24 protein-coding genes are annotated in these 24,686 nt (G+C 32.1%); 16 read left to right on the top strand and 8 right to left on the bottom strand.

Annotated elements, in window-relative coordinates; all coding sequences use genetic code 11:
• Positions 1-68 precede the first annotated feature (68 nt).
• The 3 genes from ACXIHB_RS15505 (at position 69) to ACXIHB_RS15495 (ending at position 3,977) form a co-directional block, all read left to right on the top strand.
• Positions 69-527, top strand: a complete 459-nt coding sequence (locus ACXIHB_RS15505; protein WP_462098598.1) for an Lrp/AsnC family transcriptional regulator — start codon at positions 69-71, stop codon at positions 525-527.
• A 36-nt stretch (positions 528-563) separates the two neighbouring features.
• The gene (locus ACXIHB_RS15500; RefSeq protein WP_462098597.1) at positions 564-3,461 is read left to right on the top strand and encodes an FAD-binding and (Fe-S)-binding domain-containing protein; all 2,898 of its coding nucleotides are present in this window, start codon (positions 564-566) and stop codon (positions 3,459-3,461) included.
• A 63-nt stretch (positions 3,462-3,524) separates the two neighbouring features.
• A complete protein-coding gene (locus ACXIHB_RS15495; RefSeq protein WP_047789280.1) occupies positions 3,525-3,977 on the top strand; it encodes a hypothetical protein in 453 nt (150 codons plus the stop codon).
• Here the strand turns inward: ACXIHB_RS15495 and ctlX are convergent.
• On the bottom strand, positions 3,974-4,909 hold the full coding sequence (gene ctlX / locus ACXIHB_RS15490; RefSeq protein ID WP_349265007.1) for a citrulline utilization hydrolase CtlX: 936 nt from the start codon (positions 4,907-4,909) through the stop codon (positions 3,974-3,976). The genes ACXIHB_RS15495 and ctlX overlap by 4 nt on opposite strands.
• A 330-nt stretch (positions 4,910-5,239) precedes the next feature.
• On the opposite strand from ctlX, the gene ACXIHB_RS15485 reads away from it, so the two are divergent.
• From ACXIHB_RS15485 to ACXIHB_RS15460, 6 genes are all read left to right on the top strand, one after another.
• Positions 5,240-5,959: a DUF4272 domain-containing protein gene (locus ACXIHB_RS15485; protein ID WP_462098596.1), complete on the top strand. Its 720-nt coding sequence runs from the start codon at positions 5,240-5,242 to the stop codon at positions 5,957-5,959.
• Between the two features lie 325 nt (positions 5,960-6,284).
• Positions 6,285-6,839, top strand: coding sequence for a GNAT family N-acetyltransferase (locus ACXIHB_RS15480; protein ID WP_462098595.1), 555 nt, complete (start codon positions 6,285-6,287; stop codon positions 6,837-6,839).
• A 591-nt stretch (positions 6,840-7,430) separates the two neighbouring features.
• Positions 7,431-8,447: a TQO small subunit DoxD gene (locus ACXIHB_RS15475; protein WP_462098594.1), complete on the top strand. Its 1,017-nt coding sequence runs from the start codon at positions 7,431-7,433 to the stop codon at positions 8,445-8,447.
• A gap of 198 nt (positions 8,448-8,645) precedes the next feature.
• Positions 8,646-9,089 (top strand): DUF6892 domain-containing protein, encoded by a 444-nt coding sequence (locus tag ACXIHB_RS15470; RefSeq protein ID WP_159492484.1) that lies wholly within the window; start codon positions 8,646-8,648, stop codon positions 9,087-9,089.
• Between the two features lie 35 nt (positions 9,090-9,124).
• Positions 9,125-10,387 carry a hypothetical protein gene (locus ACXIHB_RS15465; protein ID WP_462098593.1) on the top strand — a complete coding sequence of 421 codons (1,263 nt, stop codon included), beginning with the start codon at positions 9,125-9,127 and terminating at the stop codon, positions 10,385-10,387.
• Positions 10,354-10,902: a M23 family metallopeptidase gene (locus ACXIHB_RS15460; RefSeq protein ID WP_394420769.1), complete on the top strand. Its 549-nt coding sequence runs from the start codon at positions 10,354-10,356 to the stop codon at positions 10,900-10,902. Before ACXIHB_RS15465 ends, ACXIHB_RS15460 begins: the two co-directional genes overlap by 34 nt.
• A 3-nt stretch (positions 10,903-10,905) precedes the next feature.
• Here ACXIHB_RS15460 and ACXIHB_RS15455 read toward each other — a convergent pair whose 3' ends face one another.
• Positions 10,906-11,130, bottom strand: a complete 225-nt coding sequence (locus tag ACXIHB_RS15455; protein ID WP_073181286.1) for a hypothetical protein — start codon at positions 11,128-11,130, stop codon at positions 10,906-10,908.
• The gene (locus ACXIHB_RS15450) at positions 11,117-12,505 is read right to left on the bottom strand and encodes an MATE family efflux transporter (protein WP_462098592.1); all 1,389 of its coding nucleotides are present in this window, start codon (positions 12,503-12,505) and stop codon (positions 11,117-11,119) included. The genes ACXIHB_RS15455 and ACXIHB_RS15450 overlap by 14 nt, the downstream gene beginning before the upstream one ends.
• 114 nt (positions 12,506-12,619) lie before the next feature.
• Here ACXIHB_RS15450 and tpx point away from each other — a divergent pair, with 114 nt between their 5' ends.
• From tpx to ribB, 6 genes are all read left to right on the top strand, one after another.
• Positions 12,620-13,117 (top strand): thiol peroxidase, encoded by a 498-nt coding sequence (gene tpx / locus ACXIHB_RS15445; RefSeq protein ID WP_047789290.1) that lies wholly within the window; start codon positions 12,620-12,622, stop codon positions 13,115-13,117.
• Positions 13,118-13,123: 6 nt separating this feature from the next.
• Positions 13,124-13,504 carry a diacylglycerol kinase family protein gene (locus tag ACXIHB_RS15440; RefSeq protein WP_047789291.1) on the top strand — a complete coding sequence of 127 codons (381 nt, stop codon included), beginning with the start codon at positions 13,124-13,126 and terminating at the stop codon, positions 13,502-13,504.
• A 27-nt stretch (positions 13,505-13,531) separates the two neighbouring features.
• Positions 13,532-16,000 (top strand): DNA translocase FtsK, encoded by a 2,469-nt coding sequence (locus ACXIHB_RS15435; RefSeq protein ID WP_047789292.1) that lies wholly within the window; start codon positions 13,532-13,534, stop codon positions 15,998-16,000.
• A 39-nt stretch (positions 16,001-16,039) separates the two neighbouring features.
• Complete coding sequence (locus ACXIHB_RS15430) at positions 16,040-16,693, top strand: outer membrane lipoprotein periplasmic chaperone LolA1 (protein ID WP_047789293.1); 654 nt, start codon at positions 16,040-16,042, stop codon at positions 16,691-16,693.
• Between the two features lie 92 nt (positions 16,694-16,785).
• Complete coding sequence (locus ACXIHB_RS15425) at positions 16,786-18,258, top strand: LptF/LptG family permease (protein WP_073181290.1); 1,473 nt, start codon at positions 16,786-16,788, stop codon at positions 18,256-18,258.
• Positions 18,236-19,378: a 3,4-dihydroxy-2-butanone-4-phosphate synthase gene (gene ribB, locus ACXIHB_RS15420; RefSeq protein WP_462098591.1), complete on the top strand. Its 1,143-nt coding sequence runs from the start codon at positions 18,236-18,238 to the stop codon at positions 19,376-19,378. Before ACXIHB_RS15425 ends, ribB begins: the two co-directional genes overlap by 23 nt.
• Here ribB and ACXIHB_RS15415 read toward each other — a convergent pair.
• The 5 genes from ACXIHB_RS15415 to ACXIHB_RS15395 all read right to left on the bottom strand — a co-directional run bounded on the left by ACXIHB_RS15415 (position 19,375) and on the right by ACXIHB_RS15395 (position 24,010).
• Complete coding sequence (locus tag ACXIHB_RS15415) at positions 19,375-20,337, bottom strand: TIGR03571 family LLM class oxidoreductase (RefSeq protein WP_462098590.1); 963 nt, start codon at positions 20,335-20,337, stop codon at positions 19,375-19,377. The genes ribB and ACXIHB_RS15415 overlap by 4 nt on opposite strands.
• Before the next feature lie 74 nt (positions 20,338-20,411).
• The gene (locus tag ACXIHB_RS15410; protein ID WP_462098589.1) at positions 20,412-21,350 is read right to left on the bottom strand and encodes an aldo/keto reductase; all 939 of its coding nucleotides are present in this window, start codon (positions 21,348-21,350) and stop codon (positions 20,412-20,414) included.
• A 4-nt stretch (positions 21,351-21,354) separates the two neighbouring features.
• A complete protein-coding gene (locus tag ACXIHB_RS15405; RefSeq protein ID WP_083574745.1) occupies positions 21,355-22,560 on the bottom strand; it encodes an MFS transporter in 1,206 nt (401 codons plus the stop codon).
• 2 nt (positions 22,561-22,562) lie between these two features.
• Positions 22,563-23,315, bottom strand: coding sequence for a type 1 glutamine amidotransferase domain-containing protein (locus ACXIHB_RS15400; protein WP_462098588.1), 753 nt, complete (start codon positions 23,313-23,315; stop codon positions 22,563-22,565).
• 122 nt (positions 23,316-23,437) lie between these two features.
• On the bottom strand, positions 23,438-24,010 hold the full coding sequence (locus ACXIHB_RS15395) for a Crp/Fnr family transcriptional regulator (RefSeq protein ID WP_073181299.1): 573 nt from the start codon (positions 24,008-24,010) through the stop codon (positions 23,438-23,440).
• Positions 24,011-24,173: 163 nt separating this feature from the next.
• Between ACXIHB_RS15395 and ACXIHB_RS15390 the strand changes: the two genes are divergently transcribed.
• Positions 24,174-24,686: a VOC family protein gene (locus ACXIHB_RS15390; RefSeq protein WP_047789299.1), complete on the top strand. Its 513-nt coding sequence runs from the start codon at positions 24,174-24,176 to the stop codon at positions 24,684-24,686.

Raw genomic sequence — 24,686 nt, 5'->3', positions numbered from 1 at the left:
TTTTTTTCGTTAAAAACGATTGTTTATCTTGTAGCTTATATTAAGTTTATTCTAACAAAATTATTCTTTTGGAAAATCAATTTGATTATATAGACAAACAAATACTTTCAAAATTACGTTTAGATGCTCGTAAAGCCTATTCGCAAATTGCGGAAGAATTAAAAGTTTCCAATTCCTTAATTCATCAACGCATTAAAAAACTAACCGCTGAAGGTGTGATTAAAAATGCGGAGCTTGTTTTAGAAGAAAAAAGCTTAGGCTATAAAACCAAATCATACACAGGTATTCGATTGCGTGAAGCTCGCTTTGCTAAAGAAGTAATGCACGAGTTGGAAAAAATACCCGAAATAACCGAATGTAATTTTGTTTCTGGTTACTACGCTATTTTTATTTTAATATTTGCTAGAGACAACGAACATTTACAAAAAATACTATACGATAACGTACATTTAATCAAAGGAGTGGCAGGAACCGATACTTTTATATGTTTCGATACTTGTTTTAAGCGTCACATTCCAATAGAATAATTAACAACACTACCCACATTTTAGGTAATTAAGATAATGGTACAAACAACACAACTAGAAACGTTCAAAAAATCACTAACTGGCGAACTATTTTTTGACGACCTACATAAAAACATTTATGCAACCGATGCTTCAGTATATCGTAAAATCCCACTAGCAGTTGCCTACCCTAAAAACATACAGGATATTCAACTATTAATTGATTTTGCTACTAAAAATAACATCACCTTAATTCCGCGTACAGCAGGAACTTCATTAGCAGGACAGTGTGTGGGAGATGGAATTGTAGTTGACGTTTCTAAACACTTTACCAACATACTGGCTTTTGATGAGATTAACAAAACCATTACGGTAGAGCCAGGAATTATTCGTGACGATTTAAACCGCTTTCTAAAACCTTTCGGATTGTTTTTTGGTCCGAATACCTCAACCTCTAACCGTTGTATGATTGGCGGAATGGTAGGTAATAACTCTTCAGGAAGTACTTCTATTCGTTATGGAGTAACTCGTGATAAAGTAATTGCTATTCAAGGCTTGTTAAGTGACGGTAGTGAAGTTACTTTTTCTGAAATTACTTCAGCTGAATTCAATCAAAAGAAAATAGAAAATTCGTTAGAAGGAAATATCTATCGTGCTATTTATACAGAACTTTCTCAAGAAGCTGTTCAGCAAGAAATAAAAAAAGAATTCCCAAAAAAAAGCATTCACCGAAGAAATACAGGATATGCTGTTGATGAATTTTTAACTTCCGATTTATTTGGTGGGACAGAACCAACTATCAACCCTGCTAAATTTTTATCAGGAAGTGAAGGAACCTTAGTCTTTTCAACGGCTATTACGATTCAACTAGACGACCTACCTCCTACGCAAAGTATTATGGTATGCCCGCATTTTACTAGTGTAAACGAAAGCTTAAAAGCTACTGTTACTACCATGAAGCATACACTCTATGCTTGTGAATTAATGGATAAAGTGATTTTAGATTGTACTAAAAATAACCGTGAGCAAGCCAAAAACCGTTTCTTTTTACAAGGAGATCCGGAAGCTGTGTTAATGTTAGAAGTTTCTGCAGACACTATAGAAGAGGCTGAAATATTAGCCGATAAACTTATTAAAGATTTAAAAGCAAACAATTTTGGGTACCACTATCCTAAAGTATATGGCGAAGACATTGCTAAAGTACATCAGCTACGAAAAGCAGGTTTAGGATTATTAGGAAACATTGTTGGAGACGATAAAGCGGTAGCTTGTATTGAAGATACTGCCGTAGCCTTGGAAGATTTACCTACCTATATTGAGGAATTCACCAAAATTATGGATAAATATCAGCAAAGAGCAGTGTATTATGCACATGCAGGAGCTGGTGAGCTACACTTACGTCCTATTTTGAATTTAAAGAAAAAGGAAGACGTAGTATTATTTAGAAAAATAACTACTGAAACTGCTGAGTTAGTTAAAAAATATCAAGGATCGTTTAGTGGTGAGCACGGTGATGGTATTGTGCGTGCGGAATTTATTCCGTTGATGATAGGTGACAACAACTACCAATTATTACGAAGAATAAAAAAAGCATTTGATCCGAACAATGTGTTCAACAAAGGAAAAATTACTGATGCTTTTCCGATGGATCAAAGTTTGCGTTATGAGGTTGATAGAAATGAACCTAATATTGAAACCATTCAAGATTTTTCAGATAGCGAAGGTATTTTAAAACTAGCTGAAAAATGTAACGGTTCAGGTGATTGCCGTAAATCTCCCGAAGCTGGCGGGACTTTATGCCCTAGTTATCGAGCAACTCGAAACGAAAAAGAAACTACCCGTGCTAGAGCCAATACACTTCGTGAAGTTTTAACGAATAATACCGCTAAAAACAAGTTCGATTCTAAAGAATTAAAAGATATCCTAGACCTATGTTTGAGTTGTAAGGCTTGTGCTAGTGAATGTCCGAGTAATGTAGATATTGCTTCGATGAAGGCAGAATTCTTGTACCAATATCAAGAAACAAACGGATATTCTTTCCGCAGTAAATTATTTGCTAACAATGCTAAATACAATAAATTAGGAAGTAAGTTCCCTGTACTAACAAATTTCTTTACCAATACTACTCTAGCTAAAAAGGTTATGGGAGTTGCCACAGAACGTTCTGTTCCTAAGTTAGCAAAACAACCTTTAAGTACTTGGTTAGAAAACCATAAACCAATAGCTTCTAAAAAAACAGTGTATTTATTTAATGATGAGTTTACCAACTATTATGATGCAGAAATTGGAAAAGACGCAGTTGTTGTATTGGAAAAACTAGGATATGAAGTAAAAACCGTGAACCACGAAGAAAGTGGGCGTAGCTATATCTCAAAAGGTTTTTTAAAAGAAGCTAAAGAAATTGCTAATAAAAATGTAAACACTTTTAAAGAACTAATTTCTGAAGAAACTCCATTAATTGGATTAGAACCTTCGGCTATTTTAACCTTTAGAGATGAGTACTTACGTTTAGCAGATGATAAAACAACAGCCAAAAAGCTTTCTGAAAACTGTTACACTATTGAAGAATTTTTAGCTAAAGAACATACTAAAGGCTCTATAGACACCACTAAATTTAGCAATGAAACTAAAGAGCTTAAAATACATGGACATTGTCACCAAAAAGCTTTGTCTAGTACACACGCTTCTTTTTCTATTTTAAACATTCCTAAAAACTACAAGGTGACCATTATGAATACTGGTTGTTGTGGTATGGCAGGATCTTTTGGGTATGAAAAAGAACACTATAAAGTAAGTATGCAAGTGGGGGAAGATACGTTGTTTCCTAAGGTTAGAAACTGTTCGGTTGATACAGAAATAGTCGCTGCTGGTACTAGTTGTCGTCATCAAATTTATGACGGAACAAAGCGTTTAGCAAAACATCCTGTAACTATTTTAAAAGAAGCTTTGTTATAAATAATTGATTTTCATTACTTTATTTTGTATTTTTAAGACGTTTAACTCTTAAAATGCATTATTATGTCGAGCAATAAAATCATCTTTAACAATGCAATGCTAATTTTTACGGGTATTGTTTGCTTTTTTTTAGTTATGAAAATTTTTGGATTAGAAGATATATCCGAACTACGTTTTTTAAACTTTGCTTTCGTTCTTTATGGTATTAACAGGGCTATAAAAACCAACATTGTTAAAAACCATGAGTCGTTATATTTCAGTAATTTTTTATTAGGAATTGGAACCTCAATAATTGCTGTAGCCTTAACTGTTTTTGGGCTAATTATATATGTAGATTTTATTGATGCTAGTTTTATGACAATACTTGAACAATCTTCTTTCTGGGGGCAAAATTTAAGTTTACCACTAGTTGTATTTGCATTAGCTATTGAAGGAATTGCTTCTTCAGTTATCTGTTCTTTTATTTTAATGCAGTATTATAAAAACTATAAAATTTCAAATACAATGGTTGCTTAGGCTTTTGGCAAAAAAACCTCAGCCATCATACAACGAGCACTTCCTCCACCACAGGTTTCTATAGTTTCTAGAGAGCTGTGCAGTATTTTACAGTGTTTTTCTATAGCTTTAATTTGATTTGGGTTTAATGATTTAAAGGCGGAAGAACTCATTACTAAGTAACGCTCGTCATTTACTCCTTTAACTTGTAACATATTTCCTGCAAATTGTGTTACTTGTTGCTCTGAGATGGCAATAACTTCTTTTCCATCCGACTTTAAGTGTTTTAATACGTTTTTCTTTTCTTTTTTATCATCTATCGAATCTAAACATACCACTGAAAAACTTTCCGCAACACACATCATTACGTTTGTATGATAAATAGCTTCTCTCCTTCCTTTAACTGTTTGATTTGCTGTAAAAATTACAGGTGTGTATTCAAAATCTTCACAAAACTCAATAAACAATTCTTCATCTGCACGTGGTGATAAGGCACAATAGGCTTTTCTATTGTATCTATCTAAAATCATACTTCCTGTTCCTTCTAAAAAAATCCCTTCCTCTTCTGCTTCTGAATAGTCTACAACATTTTCAATTACAAAACCTTTCTCTTCTAGTTTTTCCAACACGTCTTCTCTACGTTCTAAACGTCTATTCTCTGCAAACATCGGGTAGATAGCTACGTCTCCGTTTTCATGAAAAGAAATCCAGTTATTTGGAAATAATGCATCTGGTGTATTAGGCTCTTTGGTATCTTCAGTAACTACTACACTAACTCCTACAGCTCGCAATTTTTCTACAAAAGCATCAAACTCTTCTTGTGCCTTAACATTGATTGATGCAGGTAACATTCCTGACAACTCTTGCTGGTAATAATTATTTACGGCTGTTTGCTCATTCATCCTAAAGTTTGCAGGACGGACCATTAAAATTGTATTTGTTGTTTGTTGCATACTGCGAAGGTAATAGATTTTTAAGTTTTTATTACAGCACAAAAACAACTAAGTTTTAGTTACGCTATGTTAATTTATCTTACCTATTCTAGGTCTACTACTAAAAACGTTGAACACTTATTTATAACACATTAAATAAAAATTACTTAAACTTTATTTATTAAGATAATAATAATGTTACCAAACAGTTTAAACCTATGAAAAAAGTAGTAACATAAATTTCTTATCAATCTTTACTATATTTTAACAAATTCTATAACAACACCTATTACTATTATAAATATTTTCACCAAAAATAAGCTATAAACTTACAAACATAAAAAACAAACTATGGGATGGTTTAACAGAAAAAAAACTTCAACGAATAATACTCAAACAACTCAAAAAGATTCTTCAATAGTTAGATCTCAATCAATTACTACTTGTCTAGACGCCGGATTTCATCCTGCAAGTTCTCTCCCTACAATTAGAGAAACAAAGTTAAGACCTGCTGATGAAATTGCAGGAAGACTCCACGCTATAAAAGCTCTTGTTTTATGGCTTATGGTGCCTTCAGAAAATTTACCCGACGAAAAAATAATTAACTTCATTAATCAAAATAAACTTTTTGGTTACATGACCCTAGAGGAAAAAGAAATACTTGATGCTTCTAGAAATGATATTGAGTTAAGAAATTCTATTGGTTGGAAGTTTGAAAACGCATGGCCACTTGCTTGGTACTTTGGTTATGACGAGCCTGAAATTTCTGGTCAAATGATGACTGGTGAGCAAATGCAGGAAATCTTAATAAATTATACTTGTCCACTTGATACTTTAATTAATGATTGGCTTCCTCAGCAACACACTCTAGAAAAAGAAAAATTAGCAGAAAAAGAAGATTTATTTTACTGTTTGCATAATGCTGTAAGAAGTGCTCAACTAGGAGGAAACACTACCCCTGATGGCTTCGAGCCTATTGGAAATGGAGGAGTTATACATGAACGTAGACATTCGTTAACATGGATGCTTTCTAACGGTACTGAATGGGAAGATACCGACCTCAGCACATAAACTTGAGAAATAAAGGAAAAGTTAATCATAGACTACATAAATTTGTAAAAATTGAATTTTTAAGAAAATAAGAATCTTTATACTAGTAATTTTACTACTTAGTTTGTATTCATGTAAAAAACAGACAATGACTCTACTTCTTTCTGGGGAAGTGAAGCTTATACTTTTTGAAACGTTACAATACTTAATAAAAATATTACTAGTTATAGTAGTTTTAAAAAAGGGAATTCTATATCTAGAAACAAAGTAAAAATTATAACATATAAAAAGTCTTTCGGTATGAATGTTAAAATAGTTAGAAATAAAATTAATTAAAGAACTCACTATGATTATAAGAAAAGCCACTACTAAAGACACTAAAGAAATTGCTTCTTATATGTTATTAGCAATGGAAGACATTGTTTATAAATTTATAGGAGAAAGTTCTACAAAAAAAGCACTTGCCTTTTTAGAGGCATTAATTATTCAAAAAAACAACCAATACTCTTATGAAAACTGTTGGGTTATAGAAAGTGACAATAAAACTATTGCTGCAGCTAACATATATGATGGTGCAGATTTAAAAAAACTTAGAAAACCAGTAGCTGCATTAATAAAAACCATGTTTAATAAAGAACTAACATACGAATACGAAACCCAGCCTGGTGAGTATTATATTGATTGTATTGGTGTAAACCCTAGCTACCAAGGTAAAGGTGTTGGTTCTAAAATACTAACCTTTTTAATTGATGAATATGTTCATAAAAAGAGTGAAACATTAGGTCTTTTGGTTGATAAAGACAACCCTAATGCTAAAAAATTATATTTAAAGCTAGGTTTTAAAGTTGTTGGTAGAAAGACTTTAGCCAATAAAGAAATGGAGCATTTACAAATACAGTAACTTTATTAAGAAAACTATAACAAACAACACTCCTTTTATTTTATAAGTTTACAATGTGAGAAAACACAGTAAAATACCCAATACATCATCCCTATTTCCAATAGTAGGGCTAGTATTTTTATTGCTATTTTCTCCCTGTAAGGTTAGAAACTTTATACAAGCAGAACTTAGTGTTCCTCTTACAGAGGTTTCGAGTAAAAGTCAGACCACCACGAGCAATCTTAGTTGCTATAGTCGTGAGGTTACAGACATTTCTCTACTACAAACAATACCTTCTTCTATTAAGGTTTATCCTTTTTTTATAAATAGAGCTTTTAACCTTTCTTTTAGCTTTGGTGAAATTTTTCATTACAAAACAAGGATTGATTATCAAAAAAAGAGAAATGTAACAACTTCAGTTCCTCTTTATATTTTATTTAAAAACTTTAAGGTTTATCTTTAATACCACTTTCCACTTAATAGTTTACTTTAATAAAAAGTAGAATTTAACAACATCAAGTAAAACAATAACAACCTACATAACAATGTTTATGTAACTCGTGGCTATGCCTTAAGTTTAAATAGCTAGCCTCACTTAACTTAAATAAAAAAATGATTAACAACAATATAAAAAATGATTCTGGACTTTTAGTTCTTGCTATACGTTTAGTTATTGGCTGGACATATTTTTCTGCCTTTTGGAGAAGAACAATTTTAGCTAATAAACTTGATCCTGAAGTAGCTGGGTACATTGGAGAAAAATTCAATCATTTTCTCCCTAACGCTTTAGGCATTAAACCTCTTATTCAATATTTAGTAGAAAATCCTGACATCCTATGGTTAAACATGGTAATATTTACCATTATTGAAGGAATTGTAGGTTTATTCATCATATTTGGTTTATTTACCAGAATAATGAGTATAGGTGTATTTGGGTTAGCAATGGGAATTCTCCTTGGCTCTGGTTGGATAGGTACAACATGTCTTGACGAATGGCAAATTGGTGTACTTGGAATTGCAACAGGTTATGTACTTTTTTTAACAGGCAGCGGTAAATATTCAATAGACAACTACTTCATAAAAAACAATTTTTCCTTTACTAAAAAGAAATGGTTTGCATGGTTAGGGTCAGGAGTTATACCAATTAAGAACCATATTTTTCCAAAATTTGTTTTAATAGGGTCCTTGGCTATTTTAGGAATGACTTTATTCACAAACCAAGTATTTCATGGCGGAGTTTGGGGAACACTTCATAACAAATCAGTAAAACCTAAATTAGAAATAACAGAAGGTAAAATTAGCAACGATATACTTTCTTTTGACCTTTTTAGAACAGAGGGTGTTGATGTTTACGGTTCTTGGGTTATCTCTGTTGAATTATCAAACCAACAAAATAATACTGCTATTCAGTATTCTCAAAAAGACTTAGCTTCTTTAACTAATGAAAACATCTTAAATTATTATGTTGCTAAAATAAAACCAGGTAAACACAGCTTGGTTGTGCCTTTGGGTGCTAAAGCTAAAATGATTTTCAAAAATCAAGTTTTTTCTAATCTTTCTAAAGGAACATATACATTAAAAATAACTGATATTAGTGGTGCTTTTTGGACACATCAAATAACTAAATAGACCTAAAAACGCAATAGTGATAGAAATACGCTATTGCGTTTCTTTCATAAACTTTAATCATCATTCACAAGCTAATCTTATATTTTTTTTAACAAATTTCGTGTCGATTGCCTTTGTTTTTATAAATAATTTCACCCAAAAAAGCTATTAAGTGTTTTCTACACTTAACCTCTTGCTAATTAAAACACAAAGTAGACTATGAGTAATCAATTAAATTTTAAAGAATTAAACTTTAAACTAGCAGTGATTAATGAATTAATGTATGTTCAAGAAGTATTAGAGCCTAAATTAGACGTTTATGAGTTTATAGAAAAACAGCGAAACTTATCTAGCTCAGAAGCTTATGATGTTATTGAAGAAGAAGGTTATGAAATTATTCCTGAAGTATTAGAACATTTTAAAAACTTAAAAATTACTTCAGAAATGGTTGAAAACATTGAAGAACTAGACATGGATGGTGGTGACGAAATCTATGGTCAAATTATTCCCTTTTGGGATGGTGAAGATGATGTATTTAGTGTAAACTCTGCTGTTGATGCTGAACTACTTCCTAACTTAAAAAATATTTCTCTTCTTTACAGCGAAAATGATTCACTTTTAGAAGAATTTCAAGAAAAAGGAATTGAAGCTGATTGGCTTTAAAAAAGTAAAACATATTTAAAAAGTAAAAGTATATAATGGAGACTAGTAAAGCAAACGACAAAGAAATACAACAAGAATGGTATAACATAGGCGAAACTTATGCCTCTGAGATAAATAAAATGGTTGCTTTTGGTGAAGAACATGGTTGGGAAAATTGGAAAGGTAAAGAACCAGAAGACAACCGTAACCATTTAGCTGATGTCGTGGTACAAAAGTTAAGAGAAGCCAATAAAACTGGACATATTGAAGAGTTCAGAAAACAATACCCACCTGCTCATACTCCATTAATAAAATATTTTAAAGAAAAAGGACAAAGTATTGAACAGCTATGCTTTATTGAAAATGAAAAAATCGTTTTTGTAACAGGTAGCGCCTATCAAAAAAGACAAGCCTATCTTCTAAACAACAGAACACTTATTAAATTAGATAATACCATTGATGCCATAGGAAAATCTCATCAAAACAACATTTTTGCAATTAAAACTCCAAAAACATTAATTACACGTAAAGAATGGGATGGAGAAATTATTGAAACTTTTGAGTTAGGCGATATAAATGAATTAGGTATTTCAAATATAACACCCTTCAACGATGGGAAAAAAGTACTTATTACTACTTCAGAAGGAATATTTTTAATATCTAAAAACAAGACACACATGATACATCCTTTGCCCGATTTAGAAGATGAAGAATGGGAACCATACATAGACATGGAAAACGCTGCTTTATCTAATGACAATAAATATATTGTAGTTGGTGATCAATCTTTTGATCATCGAGTATTAGATAATGAAGGAAATCAAATTGGAGAAATTGGTCCGCAATCTTCTTATCCTCATTTTTGCCTATTTTCTAAAGACGACAAACAACTTATTACAAACTCTTGTCATTTTTATAACGGAATTACCATAGGGGTTGATGCTAAGAACTTAAACGGATTAGAAGTTGAATCTTATGTAGATGAAGCAGATAATTTTAAGGTTATTGATGATGAAATGAGAGTGTATGTTGGTACAACTACTAAAGACTATTACATTTTAGGTGATGCTTACGGTTACATTAAAGCTTTTGATAAAAACGGGAACTGTATTTGGCGACATTATCTTGGCTCTACCATAAGCGGTATTACAATTTCTGACAACAATCAAACTTTATGGATAAGCACCTATGCTGGAATTCTTCATAAATTAAAGTTAGGTAAGGGACACAGAGATACACATACCATTGGTAATGGAAATCATTATGAAGATTTCAGATTAATTCTTTGGAAAGAAGAAAAAACAGAACTTTGGTGGTAAAAGCTATTAAAATAAAAAGAAGAGTTCTTATTATTTTAGTGCTTCTATTAACAGGTTTTTTAATTCCTCAAAACTTAAAAATGCCTGTTAAGGGAGCTACCAAATCAGATTACAACCCAAAATCATTTTGGTATTACCCATGGGGAAAATCAATTACTCACAAAGGGGTTGATATTTTTGCTAAGAAAAATACTAAAATCACTTCTTCTACTCTTGGAATAGTTTTATTTTCTGGAAAAACAAGTATGGGCGGAAATACAGTACTAGTTTTAGGTCCAAAATGGAGGCTACATTATTATGCACATTTAGAAAACGTAAAAACATCTTCTTTAACTTTTGTAAATAATAACTCAGTAATTGGTACTGTCGGAACTAGTGGGAATGCCGCTGGAAAAGCTCCACATTTACACTACTCTATACTTACTATAATACCTTATGTATGGAAGGTTGATTCAGAAAGACAAGGATGGAAAAAAATGTTTTATCTAAACCCTATTGAATTTTTAGAAGGCTAATTTTTAATCTAACCCTTCCATTTCTGCATCATAAAACAATCCTGCAGCTTCAATTAAGCTTTCTAACTCATTAGCTAAATCTTGTTCATTTTCATTTGATAAATCTTCAAACCATTCAACTTCATCGTCTTTTAAATTAATTAAAAAACGAGGATATTCAGTATGCAAAACGAAAATATCTTCTGGGTGTTTACTATTATCTGCTAATAAAAATTTAGGTAAGTTCATGGTGTTTTGTTTTAATAAGTTTGATAGTTAATTTGTTAAATCGTATAAATAATAAGATTGACGCTGTAGTTAATCCTGCTAGTAATCCTAACCAAATACCAAAGCTACCATACATATCTTTTGCTCCAAAGAAAAAGCTAATCGGAAAACCAACTATCCAATACGATATAAAAGTTATTAATGTAGGTATTTTAACATCTTGTAAACCACGTAAAGCACCTAACATTACAACTTGTATACTATCACTAATCTGAAAAATTGCGGCAGCAATTAATAAGTTTGCTGCTATACTCATTACCTCCATATTATCTGCATAATTTTCAGCATCGCTTAAATCAACATATAAATTTGGTAATGATTTATGAAAAACAAAGAAGAAAGTAGCAAATACAACCGCTAATATTGTTCCTAAAAAAAAGATTGAAAACGCTATTCTTCGTAATTCTTTATAATTTTTTAATCCTTTTTGATTCCCCACTCTAATCATAGAAGCAACACTTAATCCGGTTGCTACCATAAATGTCATGGAAGATAAATTCAATGCTATTTGATTTGCTGCTTGAGGGTTTTTACCTAACAATCCACTTAACCAAATTGCTGCCGTAAAAATAGCTACTTCAAAAAACATTTGCATAGCACTTGGTGTACCTAAATTTAATATTTTTCGAATCATCAAAGTATCTAAAACAAAAAACTTAATATTGGTTACCAAGCGTTTTGAACGTTCCTTTTTACTTAACAACCACCATAGATATACTACCATTACAAACCTTGAAAGTAATGTTCCATAAGCAGCTCCTACTATTCCTAACTCTGGAAAACCAAACTTTCCATAAATAAGTAAGTAATTAAGTAGCACGTTTAACACATTAGCTATTAATGTTGCATACATAGGGTAACGTGTCATCGACATTCCATCGCTAAACTGTTTAAATGCCTGAAAAATAATCATCGGAATTAATGAAAAGGCTACCAAATCTAAATATGGAATCGCTAACTCAACTACTTCTATAGGTTGTTTCATTAAATACATTAACGGCTTCGAAAAGAAAACAGCTAAAAACAGTACAAGCCCCATCATAGTGCATAAAAAAAGTCCATGCTTAAAAGTAGATTTTGCTTGCGTAAAATTATTTGAAGAATCTGCTTCAGCAATTAAAGGAGTTATTGCGGTAGAAAAACCAATACCTAAAGACATAGCTATAAACATAAAGCTATTTCCTAATGAAACTGCTGCCAACTCAGCAGTTCCTAATTGCCCTACCATTATATTATCTATAAAACTCACAAAAGTATGTCCCAACATACCTAACATTACAGGAGCTGCAAGTTTTAAATTATATTTAAACTCAGATGTATATTGTTGTAAATTCAATTTCTATCCATTTTTCAAGCTGCGAAGATAAGTTTTTTAAAGGTGCTCCAACTTTATCTTATTTATTTTTTAATTTATTTAACTACCTTTGATTTTTATTAAAACTGGAATAAAATGGCATCAATAACACTAAAAGGGAGCCCTATTGAAACAATAGGTAACCTACCTAAAATAGGAACTAAAGCAATTGATTTTTCGTTAGTTGCAACTGATTTATCTATTAAAAAATTAGATAACTTTAATGGTACTAGATTAATTTTAAATATTTTCCCAAGTGTTGATACAGGTACTTGTGCTACCTCTGTTAGAGAATTCAACAAAAAAGCAGCCAATTTAGAAAACACTAAAGTTTTATGTATTTCTAGAGACTTACCTTTTGCTCAAGATCGTTTTTGTGGTGCTGAAGGTATTGAAAATGTAGTAATGTTATCTGATTTTGCTGCTGGTAGATTTGGCAAAGACTATGGATTGGAAATTGTTACAGGACCTTTAGCAGGCTTACATTCTCGTTCTATTGTTATTATTGATGAAAATGGTACTGTAACCTATACAGAACAAGTAAACGAAACTGTAGACGAACCTAATTATGAAGCTGCGTTAAAAGCTCTTTAAGAATATATGAAGAACCCGAATGACGGCTTTTTAAAGGGACGCATACGTAGTATTAAATTTGCAGTAAAGGGAATGTGGTTATTAATAACTACAGAAGATAGCATAAAGGCTCAACTTACATTTGCTTTAATTGCTGTTTTCCTAGGTTTTTACTTTAACATATCTGCAACCGAATGGATAGTTCAAGTGTTAGCTATAGGAGTTGTTTTAGTTGCTGAAGCTCTAAATACTGCCATAGAAAAAGTAGCTGATTTTATACATCCAAATTACCATAAAAAAATAGGTTTCATTAAAGATATTGCTGCTGGTGCTCCTGCATTTGCAGCTCTTGTATCGTTAATTATTGCTGGAGTAATTTACCTTCCTAAAATAATAGCTATATTGTAGCGTTCAATTTATTCCTAACAAAAATACATGGCAAAAAAAAAGACAACTGTTCAAAAAAAACAGCCAAAAACTTCTATCATTAAAAAGGCTAAAACCTTTTTTTCAAATAGACAAAACCAAACTATTCTAGGTTTTTTTCTATTACTGTTTTCTATATTTTTAACCGTTGCTTTTATTTCTTTTTTCTTCTCTTGGCAAGAAGATCAAAGCACACTTAGTCAATTTGCAGACAGAACAATTCCTACTAAAAATTTATTAGGAAAAATAGGTGCTAAACTCAGTAACTTTCTTGTATACGACGGTTTTGGTTTAGGAGCTTTTATTATACCTATAACATTGTTTTTAACAGGATCTAGAATTTTACTTCAAACCAATCTAAAAAGAATTATAACCTCTTGGAACTGGGCTATTCTTATTATGTTATGGTTTGCAATAACTCTGGGTTTTTTTGAAAAAAAACATGCCCTTTTATCAGGAGTTATTGGTTTTGAATTAAATGAATATTTACAAACTTTCATAGGTAAAACAGGGCTAGCTATTTTGCTTATTTTCTTTTTAGTTGCTTATTTAATTATACGCTTTAGTATTACTCCTGAAACAATTAGTGAAAAGGTAAAAGTTAATAAAGAGAAAAAAGCTAACGCTATAAAAGATACTCCTAAAGTTAACAGAGATGACTCTACAATTGTAAATGATACTGATGTTAACATCAATTCTGAAGAAGCTAAAACTGAAGAAGCAAAGAAAGATAAATCAGACTTTGAACTATCTCTAGAAAATTTACAACCAACCATTTCTAACTATTCTGGTGTTGATGAAACTTCAAATAACGAAAAGAAAGAAGAAATTTCTTTAGATATTACTCAAACTAACGAGCCTACGATAGATATATTAGAAGACAGTAAAAAAGAAGTAGAAGTTGCTATTGAAAAAATTGCAGAAGAAAAAAGTGTCTCTGAAAACTTATCAGATCAATTACTAAAAGATTTTGGCGAGTTTGACCCTACCTTAGAGCTAGGAAATTTTAAATTCCCTTCTTTTAACTTACTAAAAGAATACAACGAAAGCATTTCTGTTGACCCTACCGAACTTGAAGCTAAGAAAAATCAAATCGTAGAAACTTTAAAAAACTACAAAATTGGTATTGCACAAATAAAAGCAACTGTTGGCCCAACAATTACCTTATATGAAATTGTACCTGAAGCTGGAGTTCGTATTTCAAAAATTAAAAACCTAGAAGACGATATTGCTTTATCACTTTCAGCTTTAGGAATACGTATTATTGCTCCTATTCCAGGTAAAGGAACCATTGGTATTGAAGTACCTAATAAAAAAGCAACTATCGTGTCTATGCATTCGGTAATTGCTTCAAAAAAGTTTCAAGAATCACCTATGCAACTTCCTATTGCTTTAGGTAAAACTATTTCAAACGAAACCTTTGTTATCGATTTAGCTAAAATGCCTCACTTACTTATGGCAGGTGCTACAGGACAAGGTAAATCAGTAGGATTGAATGCTATTTTAACATCACTTCTATACAAAAAACATCCAGCTGAAGTAAAGTTTGTATTAGTTGATCCTAAAAAAGTAGAATTAACACTATTCAATAAAATAGAGCGTCATTACTTAGCGAAATTACCAGATGATTCTGATGCTATTATTACAGATACTACCAAAGTAGTTAACACTTTAAACTCTTTATGTATTGAAATGGATAATCGTTACGACTTGCTTAAAAATGCCATGGTTCGTAACATTAAAGAATACAACGCTAAGTTTAAGGCTCGTAAACTAAATCCTGAAAACGGACATCGCTTTTTACCTTATATTGTATTAGTAATTGACGAATTTGCTGATTTGATTATGACCGCTGGAAAAGAAGTAGAAACCCCTATTGCTCGTTTAGCTCAATTAGCACGTGCCATCGGTATTCATTTAATTGTGGCAACTCAGCGTCCATCGGTTAATGTAATTACAGGTATTATAAAAGCAAACTTCCCTTCTAGAATTGCTTTTAGAGTAACTTCAAAAATTGATTCGAGAACTATTTTAGATGCCCCAGGAGCAGACCAATTAATTGGTAGAGGTGACTTATTGTATTCTGGAGGAAATGATATTACTCGAATTCAGTGTGCTTTCGTAGATACACCTGAAGTAGAAAAAATCACCGATTTTATTGGTTCCCAACGTGCGTACCCAGAAGCTTATTTACTTCCAGAATATGTTGGCGAAGAAGGTGGCACAAATCTTGATGTTGATATTGCAGACAGAGATAAACTGTTCAAAGAAGCAGCTGAAGTTATTGTTACTGCACAACAAGGTTCGGCATCGTTATTGCAACGTAAATTGAAGTTAGGTTACAACCGAGCAGGTAGGTTAATAGATCAATTAGAAGCCGCTGGTATTGTAGGTCCTTTCGAAGGTAGCAAAGCACGACAAGTACTTGTACCAGACTTAATTGCTTTAGAACAATTATTAGAAAGTGAAAAGAATTAATAATTATAAACTATTCCGAAAGTGGAAATAAGAAAGACGATGAAAAAAATAGGATTATTATTTATTGGATTATGTATTAGCATTAGTGCTATGGGACAAACAGATTCTTCTGAAGCAAAAAAACTGTTAGATGAAGTTTCAAATAAAATGGGTACCTACAGAAACATGGTTATAGGTTTTAATTCTTCTTTAATTAACAAAGAAGCGGGTATCACAAATGACCCTCCAATAAGAGGAGAAATTACACTCTCTGGTGAAAAATATAACCTAGACTATCTTGGAAACACCTTTATTTTTGATGGAAAAAAATTAGTTGTTATTAACCAAGATGAAAAGGAGGTTAGTATTAACAATGGTAATTTAGATGAAGAAGATGGCTTTATTTACCCTTCTAAATTATTAACTTTTTACAAAGAAGGTTATAATTACCAAATGGGGGCATTAAAAAACAGTAATGGACGTAAAGTTCAGTACATAGACCTTACTCCTATTGATAGTAACTCTGATATTGTAAAAGTTCAATTAGGTATCGATGCTAAAACAAAACATATTTATAAACTTACCCAAATAGGCTCTAACGGAGCTGAAACTACTTTTACAATTACTAAATTTAAAAGCAACCAACCTATATCTGCTCAACTTTTTTCTTTTGATAGAACTAAGTATGCTAAGCAAGGATATTATATCGACTAAAAAATTACATAAAAGTTTTGTTACTGATTTGCTCAAAAATCATTAACAAAACTTTTGTGTTTATATGCCACTAACCTACTACCTTTGCATCTGTGAAAACATTAGACAGATATATATTAAAAAGCTTCTTAGTTCCTTTTTTAGCAACCTTCTTTATCATTTTGTTTGTATTAGTAATGCAAGTATTATGGTTAGCTTTTGATAATTTTGCTGGTAAAGGTATTAGCGCAGGAATTATTTTAAAATTCTTGTGGTACACAACTCTTATTGTCACCCCTCAAGCTTTACCTATTGGTGTTTTATTATCTTCTATTATGACACTGGGTAGTTTATCTGAAAATTATGAATTTGCTGCAGCAAAATCTGCAGGTGTGTCTTTACAGCGTATGGTACGCCCTATTGTTTTCTTAGCTATTTTTTTAAGTAGTATTAACTTTTTGTTTCTTAACTATGTATACCCATACGCAATGCTTAAGCAATTAAACATGAAGGTAAACATTAAAAAGAAACAACCTGCAATAGCGTTAGTTGCAGGAAGTTTTAACACTGAAATCCCTAATTTTCAAATAAAATTTAAAGAAAAGTACGGTAAAGATGATAACCTTTTAAAAGAAGTGATGATTTACGACTTATCTTCTAAAAAAGGAAACAATAAAATAATTACTGCAGAACGTGGTGAAATTCTTTCAGAAGAAGGTAGTCGTTATATGACATTGGTTTTAAAAAATGGACATTATTTTGAACATCATTTGAAAAACGGAGCTTCTTATAAAGAGCGAGAAAAAATGCCAGCTTCCTACGCAACTTTTAAAGAATATACTATTAACATTGATATCTCTTCATTTAATGATGATGGTTTGGAAGATGAAAAGTATAAAACAAATTACAATATGTTAAGTTTGGCTCAGTTAAAGGACACTTTGCCAACAATGAAACAAAATTATGATGCTTTTGTTAGTAGTAGAGCTAAAAACTTGTTTTTAAGTATTGATGTAGAAGATTTATACCAACACCCTGACTCATTAATAAACAAAAACCTTTCTCTAGACATTCTTGAAAACTTTGAATTAAAAGAAAAGCAAAATATTCTTTCGGTAGCTACCTCTAAATTAGAACGTACAATCAACAATAATAAATCCAACAAAGACATCTTAAAAAACAAACGAAAATATTTAAATTTATATGATATAGAGTTTTTTAATCGTATGGCCTTTTCTCTTTCTTGTTTATTACTTTTCTTTATTGGTGCTCCCTTAGGTTCTATTATTAGAAAAGGAGGAATGGGCTTACCTATGATTTTGGCAATTGCCATTTATGTACTATATTTTTTCTCCAATACCTTCGGAAGAAACCTAGCAGAAGAAAGCTCACTTACAGCTATTACTGGCTCTTGGCTAAGTGTATTTTTAATGCTACCTTTGGCTATTATTTTAACAGTTAGAGCTACCAAAGATAAAGGTCTTTTTGATATTAATAGCTTTTTTGCTCCAATACGAAACTTTGTAAAAAACTTATTCTCTAAAAAGAGAAAACCGCAACATAATGACAACACAAACACCAACTAATATTCAATTAAACACAATTGAAGAAGCTATTGAAGATATAAAAAACGGTAAAGTTATTATCGTAGTTGATGATGAAGATCGTGAAAATGAAGGTGACTTTTTAGCAGCTGCAGAAAAAATCACCCCAGAAATGATCAACTTTATGGCAACTCATGGTCGTGGGTTAATTTGTACCCCTCTTACTGAAACTCGTTGTAAAGAATTAGAGTTAGGAATGATGGTTAGTAACAATACCGACCCTATGGAAACTGCTTTTACTGTATCGGTTGACTTACGTGGAAATGGTGTTACTACAGGTATTTCTGCTTCTGATAGAGCTAAAACTGTACAAGCTTTAATTAATTCTGATACAAAACCTTTTGATTTAGCTAGACCAGGGCATATTTTTCCTTTAAAAGCTAAAAACGGAGGTGTATTACGTAGAACCGGTCATACAGAAGCTGCTATAGATTTTGCTCGTTTAGCTGGTTTAGAGCCTGCTGGCGTTATCGTTGAAATTATGAATGAAGACGGTACCATGGCACGCTTGCCTCAACTAATGAAAGTTGCTAAGAAATTTGATTTAAAAATTGTTTCTATTGAAGATTTAGTTGCTTATAGAATGGAGCACGACTCGTTAATTGAAAAGAAAGAAGATTTTAACATTCAAACTCGTTTTGGTGATTTCCGCCTTCGTGCATATAAACAAACTACTAATAACCAAGTACACATTGCCCTAACCAAAGGTACTTGGAGTAAAAATGAGCCTATTTTAACTCGTGTTAATTCTACTTTAGTTAACAATGATATCTTAGGAACCTTAACCAATAATGCTGACAAAAAATTAGATCAAATGTTCAAAGTTATTAATGATGAAGGTAGAGGCGCTATATTATTTATTAACCAACAAATGCAAGCATTAAACCTTTTAAATAGACTTCGCATTTTAAAAGAGAACCAAGCAAAAGGTGAAATGAAAGCTCCTAATGTAGTCATGGACAACAAAGACTTTGGTATTGGTGCACAAATTTTACACGATTTACACATTCATAAACTACGTTTGGTTTCTAATACTAAACAAACTAAACGTGTAGGTATGATTGGTTACGGGCTAGAAATTGTTGATTATGTAAATTATTAATAAAAATTAGGAAGAACTACTGTTTCAATTTTTGAAATCGCCTCACCTAAAGATGTGTCTGACTTTCGTAAATGTAAGGCCATGTGGTTTACACCGGCGTCTTCGTAAGCTTTTAGTAATTCAGTTAAATGATTAATACCAACTGAACCACCAAAACGATGTGGTTTAAACATAGTATTATCATCTTGTAACAGATTTAAATGAAATGCCGAAATATAAGGTTTGCAGGCTTGATCTGTATCGTATAATGCTTCGCACCATCGTTTACGGTTTAAATAGGTTTCTTCAGGTGTTCTTGGATAATTAAACCAACCATTAGCATTTTTGGCAATCCACTCAAGACTTTGTCCGGAATGTCCAGCAACGACTAGCGGAATTTGATGTTTTGGCTTCGGGTATACCGCAACACCTTTATTTAAAAACGGATATATGGCCGATAAATCACTGTTGGTTTTCCAAGCTTCTTGCATAATATTTAGATAATCTTTAAACAATTTTGGTCGCTCTTTATAATCGATACCATACATTGGAAACTCAACAGGTCTATCACCCAAACCCAAGCCTAAAATAAGTCGGCTATCACTTAGATGTTCTATCGTAGCGGTTGCTTTTGCTAGTTTTATAGGTTGATGTAATGGAGAAACTATTGCGGCTGTACCTAACAACACATTTTTAGTTGCGGCAGATAAATACCCTAAATAACTTAAGGTGTCAAATAACTGTGCGCCATCACCAAAATTAGGATCGTAAACAGGTACTTCTCTAATCCAAACTGCAGCAAAACCAGCCTTATCAATTTGTTTAACGTACTGTAAATGCTTACTGATATCTGGCACACCAAATGGTCTGCCATCTTCCTTTCGTTTTTTATCGCCTTCTAAAGACCAATCGTTATCTAAAGGAAATTCAATACCAAGCGTCATTTTACCTGGTTTGTATAGTTTATCAAAATTTTTCATAAAATTAAAAAAATTGAACTACATCAAACAGTTTAAAACTTAAATAAGTAAACATGTCTGATGTAGTTTTGTTCTTAGTCATTCCAGATACCCTCTGCGGTATACGGACCGTTTTCAACTTCCCAAAATGTACCATCTATAAAACGATGATGTTTATCTAAAGCTTCAATACGTTTCATATCGTCATCATTCAATTCAAAAGCAATGGTATCAAAGTTTTCTTGAAGACGTTTTGGGTTAACCGATTTTGGTATTACCGAAACACCACGTTGTATATCCCAAGCTAGAAGTACTTGTGCGGCAGTCATGCTATTAGCGGTTGCGATGTCGTTAATAGTCTTGTTTTTCAACAAATTTAAATCATCATCATCATTTGCACCAGAACCTATTGGTGCATAAGCTGTCATGTGAATGCGATGTGCTTTAGCGAATTCTAACAGTTCGTTTTGTTGTAAAAACGGATGCACTTCTACCTGAAGCATTTCTGGTAAATGTTTAGCATGATCAATAATATCTATTAAATCATTTTGGTTGAAATTACTCATCCCAATATGCTTAGCTAAGCCTTGTTCTAAAGCATCTTCCATACCTTTCCAAGTGTCTGTAAGTGGTTGGTCTTCAAGCGGAATAAATTCTTCTGCTGTTTTAGGAAACTCGACACCTTTTTTAAAGGCAATTGGCCAATGGATTAGGTATAAATCTAAATACTCTAACTGTAAATCGTTTAAGGTGTTTTGTAACGCAGGAATAACGTTTTCTCTTCCATGAGAATCGCTCCATAATTTTGAAGTAATCCATAGGTCTTCACGTGTAACAATACCTTCTTTAATGGCATCTGCGATAGCGTTTCCTACTTCTTTTTCGTTACCATATACTGATGCACAATCAATATGTCGGTAACCTATTTTAATAGCTTCGTATACCGACGTGTACACTTCGTTAGGTTCTGATCTAAAGGTACCAAGACCTAAAATTGGCATTTCGTCGTTATTTCTAAATTGTAAAGTTTTCATTGTTTTAAAGTTTTTCTTTTTTGTATAAAATCAAAGTGATTAAAAAGCCAACTATTACTAATATACTACCTACCCAAGGTGTTGCGCCAACACCAAGTGAAGATTCAATAATAAGTCCGCCAACATAGGCGCCAATTGCAATACCTACATTAAAGGCTGCTATATTTAAAGCTGATGAAACATCTTCGGTACCTGGCAAGTACTTTTCAGACATTTTTACCACATACAATTGTAATGCTGGCACGTTAGAAAAGGCTAATATGCCCATAAAAAATAGTGTAACCACTGACCATATTTGGCTAGATACTGTAAAATAAAGTATTAACAATACTATAGCTTGTAAGGCAAACATAACCATTAAGGCTTTCCCTGGTTTTTTATTAGATACTTTACCGCCTATTACATTACCTAATGCAATTGCAATACCGTAAACTAGTAATAAAATACTCGTCATATTTGCTGAAAAACCAGTAACTTCTTCTAATAAAGGAGCTAAATAGGTAAAGGTTACAAAAGTACCACCATAACCTAAAGCTGTGATAGAAAGTACCAGCAAAATAGAACGGTTTTTAAGTACTTTTAACTGATCTACAATACGAAGTGGTTTTGATGTTTTAATCGACGCTGGTACCAAAAAGTAACTTGCTACCGCACCAATAATTCCTAAGATAGCAACACCTATAAAGGTGGCACGCCATCCAAAGTTTTGTCCTATATAGGTTCCTAATGGTACACCAGTAACGATTGCTACAGTTAAACCTGCAAACATTATAGAAATGGCAGAAGCACGTTTATCTTCCGGCACTAAACTAGCTGCAATTGTTGAGCCTATTGAAAAAAACACACCATGTGCAAAACCTGTTAAGATTCTAGCTAAAATTAGTAAGATAAAACTAGGTGCAATAGCTGCCAATCCGTTACCAATTATAAATAATAGCATTATGGCTATTAACAGTCGTTTTCTTGCAATTTGACTTGTTAATGCGGTTAATACTGGCGCACCAATTGCAACGCCAACGGCGTACAGACTTACTAATAAACCTGCAGAGGATATTGAGGTGTTTAAATCGTTTGCTACTGTTGGCAGTAAGCCAACAATAACAAATTCTGTAGTACCGATACCAAATGCACTTATGGTTAATGCCCATAATGCAGCTGGTAGGCTTTTACGTTTTGATTTTGCTTTTAAAGTTCCTATTTGCGTTTCCATTTTTAGTGTTTAGCCTTTAAAAGTTCTACAATTTTTTCTGCTACTAATTTTGCAGAAGCAGGATTTTGACCTGTTACTAAACGCTCATCTACGCTTACTTTTTCTTGCCATACAGTCGCTTTATCAACAGTTGCACCACGTTCAATAAGTTTGTTTTCTAATAAAAATGGCACAACGTTTTCCAATTTTACATTGGCTTCTTCTTCATTTGTAAATACACTTACCGTTTTACCATCGACTAAATAATTACCATTAGATAATTTAATATTTACTAAAGCCGAAGGACCATGACAAACAGCTGCTACAATACCATCATTTTCGTAAATTTTTGCAGCAATCTTCGCTAGTTTTTTATTGTTTGGGAAATCCCACATTGTTCCATGTCCACCAGCATAATAAATAGCGTCGTAATCTTTAGCTTTTACTTTTGAAGCTTTTAATGTGTTTTGAAGTTTGTTCTGAAATGTTGCATCATTCCAATATTTATTATTCACTTCATCCTTAAGATCAAAACCATCTACTGGCGGGTTTCCTCCTTTTGGACTAACTAGTGTTATCTCATAATTATTAGCTTCAAAAACCTCATAAGCATGCGTAACTTCACTTAAATAGTAGCCAGTTTCTTTTCCGGTTTTACCTAATTCTTGGTGACTAGATAGTACCATTAACACGCTTGGTTTGTTTTGTTTTTTTTGTGCTATTAATGCAGTGCTAAAAAATAAAGCAAGTATGAATGTATAAAATCTTGTTTTCATTGTTTTGTTTTTTGTTTAAATTTCTTAGACAAAATTCAATGAAAACCTTAGAATATACGAGGATGTATGTCACAATTTTAAAGTGATGTATCGCAATATAAAAATGTGATGTATATCATTTTTTAACCTTTAAAACGACTTAAAGTTTCTCTAGAAACTCCTAAGTAAGCTGCTATTAATTTTTTGGGTACGCGTTGTACTAGCTTAGGTAATTTAAATAATAGAGCATCATAACGTTCTTCAGCTGTTTGAGTTAATAAAGATAAAATTCGTTGCTGTAGGTTAATAAAACCGTAATTAGATTTAACCCTAAAAAAGTTTGCTATTGCAGGAATTTTTTCGCAGATAATTTCTCTTGATTCAAATGATAAACAGAAAAATTCTGAATCTTCAATACAATCTACTATAGTTGTCGCTAACTCTTTATGCTGAAATGCATAATAATCACTAACCCAATACTCTTCCATAGCAAATTGAAGAATATGCTCGTGCCCTTTTTCATCTATAATATATGATTTTATGAGCCCTTTAATAATCCAAAACTCACAATCTACTGGTTGTCCTGTTTGTATTAAAAACTGGTGCTTTTTAAGTTTTTTAAATTGAAAATGAGGTTTTATAATATTCCATTCCTCATCTGTAACCTTAACAATTTCTTCAAAATGCCTCCTCAGTAATTCATATTTATCTTGCATTCGACAAATTTAAATAATAATTTCAATAGAGTTTATATACAAAAAACAACACATTAATTATATAAACAAAGTGTTTAATAACTTTTCACAGAACTTTAATATAATTTATACTAAAAAGAAAATAATTTTGTCCTTTGCAATTAACTTTATAAATTATAAAACAATGAAAACATATCCTAAACGATTTTCTCATATTGGAATTACAGTACCTGATATTAATAAAGCTGCTAAGTTTTATTCAGAAGTAATGGGCTGGTATACTATTATGCCTCCATCTCTAGTAAAAAAAGAAACTGATACAGCCATAGGGCAAATGTGTATTGATGTATTTGGTGACGATTGGGAAACCTTTGAAATTGCCCATTTAGCAACCTCTGACGGAATAGGTGTTGAGCTTTTTAGTTTTCCTCACGGCAAAAAAGAAGCTCCAAAATTTAACCCATTCAATACAGGGTTGTTTCATTTTTGCATCCAAGATCCTAATATTGAAGGCTTAATTGAAAAAATAGTTGCAGCTGGAGGAAAACAACGTATGCCTATTAGAGAATATTATCCGAACGACAAACCCTATAAAATGTGTTATGTAGAAGACCCTTTTGGAATTGTTTTCGAAATTTACACACACAGCTACGAGTTAACATATTCTTCTGGTGCTTATGCTAATGAAGAAAAGTAA

This window comes from Tenacibaculum sp. IMCC1, from assembly GCF_054906355.1.
This window is presented reverse-complemented; position numbering and strand designations above follow the sequence as displayed.

What these genes read in the sequence shown, in the direction of transcription:
- ACXIHB_RS15500 (WP_462098597.1), top strand. Translation starts at nt 564, where the DNA reads ATGGTACAAACAACACAACTAGAAACGTTCAAAAAATCACTAACTGGC.
- ACXIHB_RS15495 (WP_047789280.1), top strand. Translation starts at nt 3,525, where the DNA reads ATGTCGAGCAATAAAATCATCTTTAACAATGCAATGCTAATTTTTACG.
- ctlX (WP_349265007.1), bottom strand. Translation starts at nt 4,909, where the DNA reads ATGCAACAAACAACAAATACAATTTTAATGGTCCGTCCTGCAAACTTT.
- ACXIHB_RS15485 (WP_462098596.1), top strand. Translation starts at nt 5,240, where the DNA reads ATGGGATGGTTTAACAGAAAAAAAACTTCAACGAATAATACTCAAACA.
- ACXIHB_RS15480 (WP_462098595.1), top strand. Translation starts at nt 6,285, where the DNA reads ATGATTATAAGAAAAGCCACTACTAAAGACACTAAAGAAATTGCTTCT.
- ACXIHB_RS15475 (WP_462098594.1), top strand. Translation starts at nt 7,431, where the DNA reads ATGATTAACAACAATATAAAAAATGATTCTGGACTTTTAGTTCTTGCT.
- ACXIHB_RS15470 (WP_159492484.1), top strand. Translation starts at nt 8,646, where the DNA reads ATGAGTAATCAATTAAATTTTAAAGAATTAAACTTTAAACTAGCAGTG.
- ACXIHB_RS15465 (WP_462098593.1), top strand. Translation starts at nt 9,125, where the DNA reads ATGGAGACTAGTAAAGCAAACGACAAAGAAATACAACAAGAATGGTAT.
- ACXIHB_RS15455 (WP_073181286.1), bottom strand. Translation starts at nt 11,130, where the DNA reads ATGAACTTACCTAAATTTTTATTAGCAGATAATAGTAAACACCCAGAA.
- tpx (WP_047789290.1), top strand. Translation starts at nt 12,620, where the DNA reads ATGGCATCAATAACACTAAAAGGGAGCCCTATTGAAACAATAGGTAAC.
- ACXIHB_RS15440 (WP_047789291.1), top strand. Translation starts at nt 13,124, where the DNA reads ATGAAGAACCCGAATGACGGCTTTTTAAAGGGACGCATACGTAGTATT.
- ACXIHB_RS15435 (WP_047789292.1), top strand. Translation starts at nt 13,532, where the DNA reads ATGGCAAAAAAAAAGACAACTGTTCAAAAAAAACAGCCAAAAACTTCT.
- ACXIHB_RS15430 (WP_047789293.1), top strand. Translation starts at nt 16,040, where the DNA reads ATGAAAAAAATAGGATTATTATTTATTGGATTATGTATTAGCATTAGT.
- ribB (WP_462098591.1), top strand. Translation starts at nt 18,236, where the DNA reads ATGACAACACAAACACCAACTAATATTCAATTAAACACAATTGAAGAA.
- ACXIHB_RS15415 (WP_462098590.1), bottom strand. Translation starts at nt 20,337, where the DNA reads ATGAAAAATTTTGATAAACTATACAAACCAGGTAAAATGACGCTTGGT.
- ACXIHB_RS15410 (WP_462098589.1), bottom strand. Translation starts at nt 21,350, where the DNA reads ATGAAAACTTTACAATTTAGAAATAACGACGAAATGCCAATTTTAGGT.
- ACXIHB_RS15405 (WP_083574745.1), bottom strand. Translation starts at nt 22,560, where the DNA reads ATGGAAACGCAAATAGGAACTTTAAAAGCAAAATCAAAACGTAAAAGC.
- ACXIHB_RS15400 (WP_462098588.1), bottom strand. Translation starts at nt 23,315, where the DNA reads ATGAAAACAAGATTTTATACATTCATACTTGCTTTATTTTTTAGCACT.
- ACXIHB_RS15395 (WP_073181299.1), bottom strand. Translation starts at nt 24,010, where the DNA reads ATGCAAGATAAATATGAATTACTGAGGAGGCATTTTGAAGAAATTGTT.
- ACXIHB_RS15390 (WP_047789299.1), top strand. Translation starts at nt 24,174, where the DNA reads ATGAAAACATATCCTAAACGATTTTCTCATATTGGAATTACAGTACCT.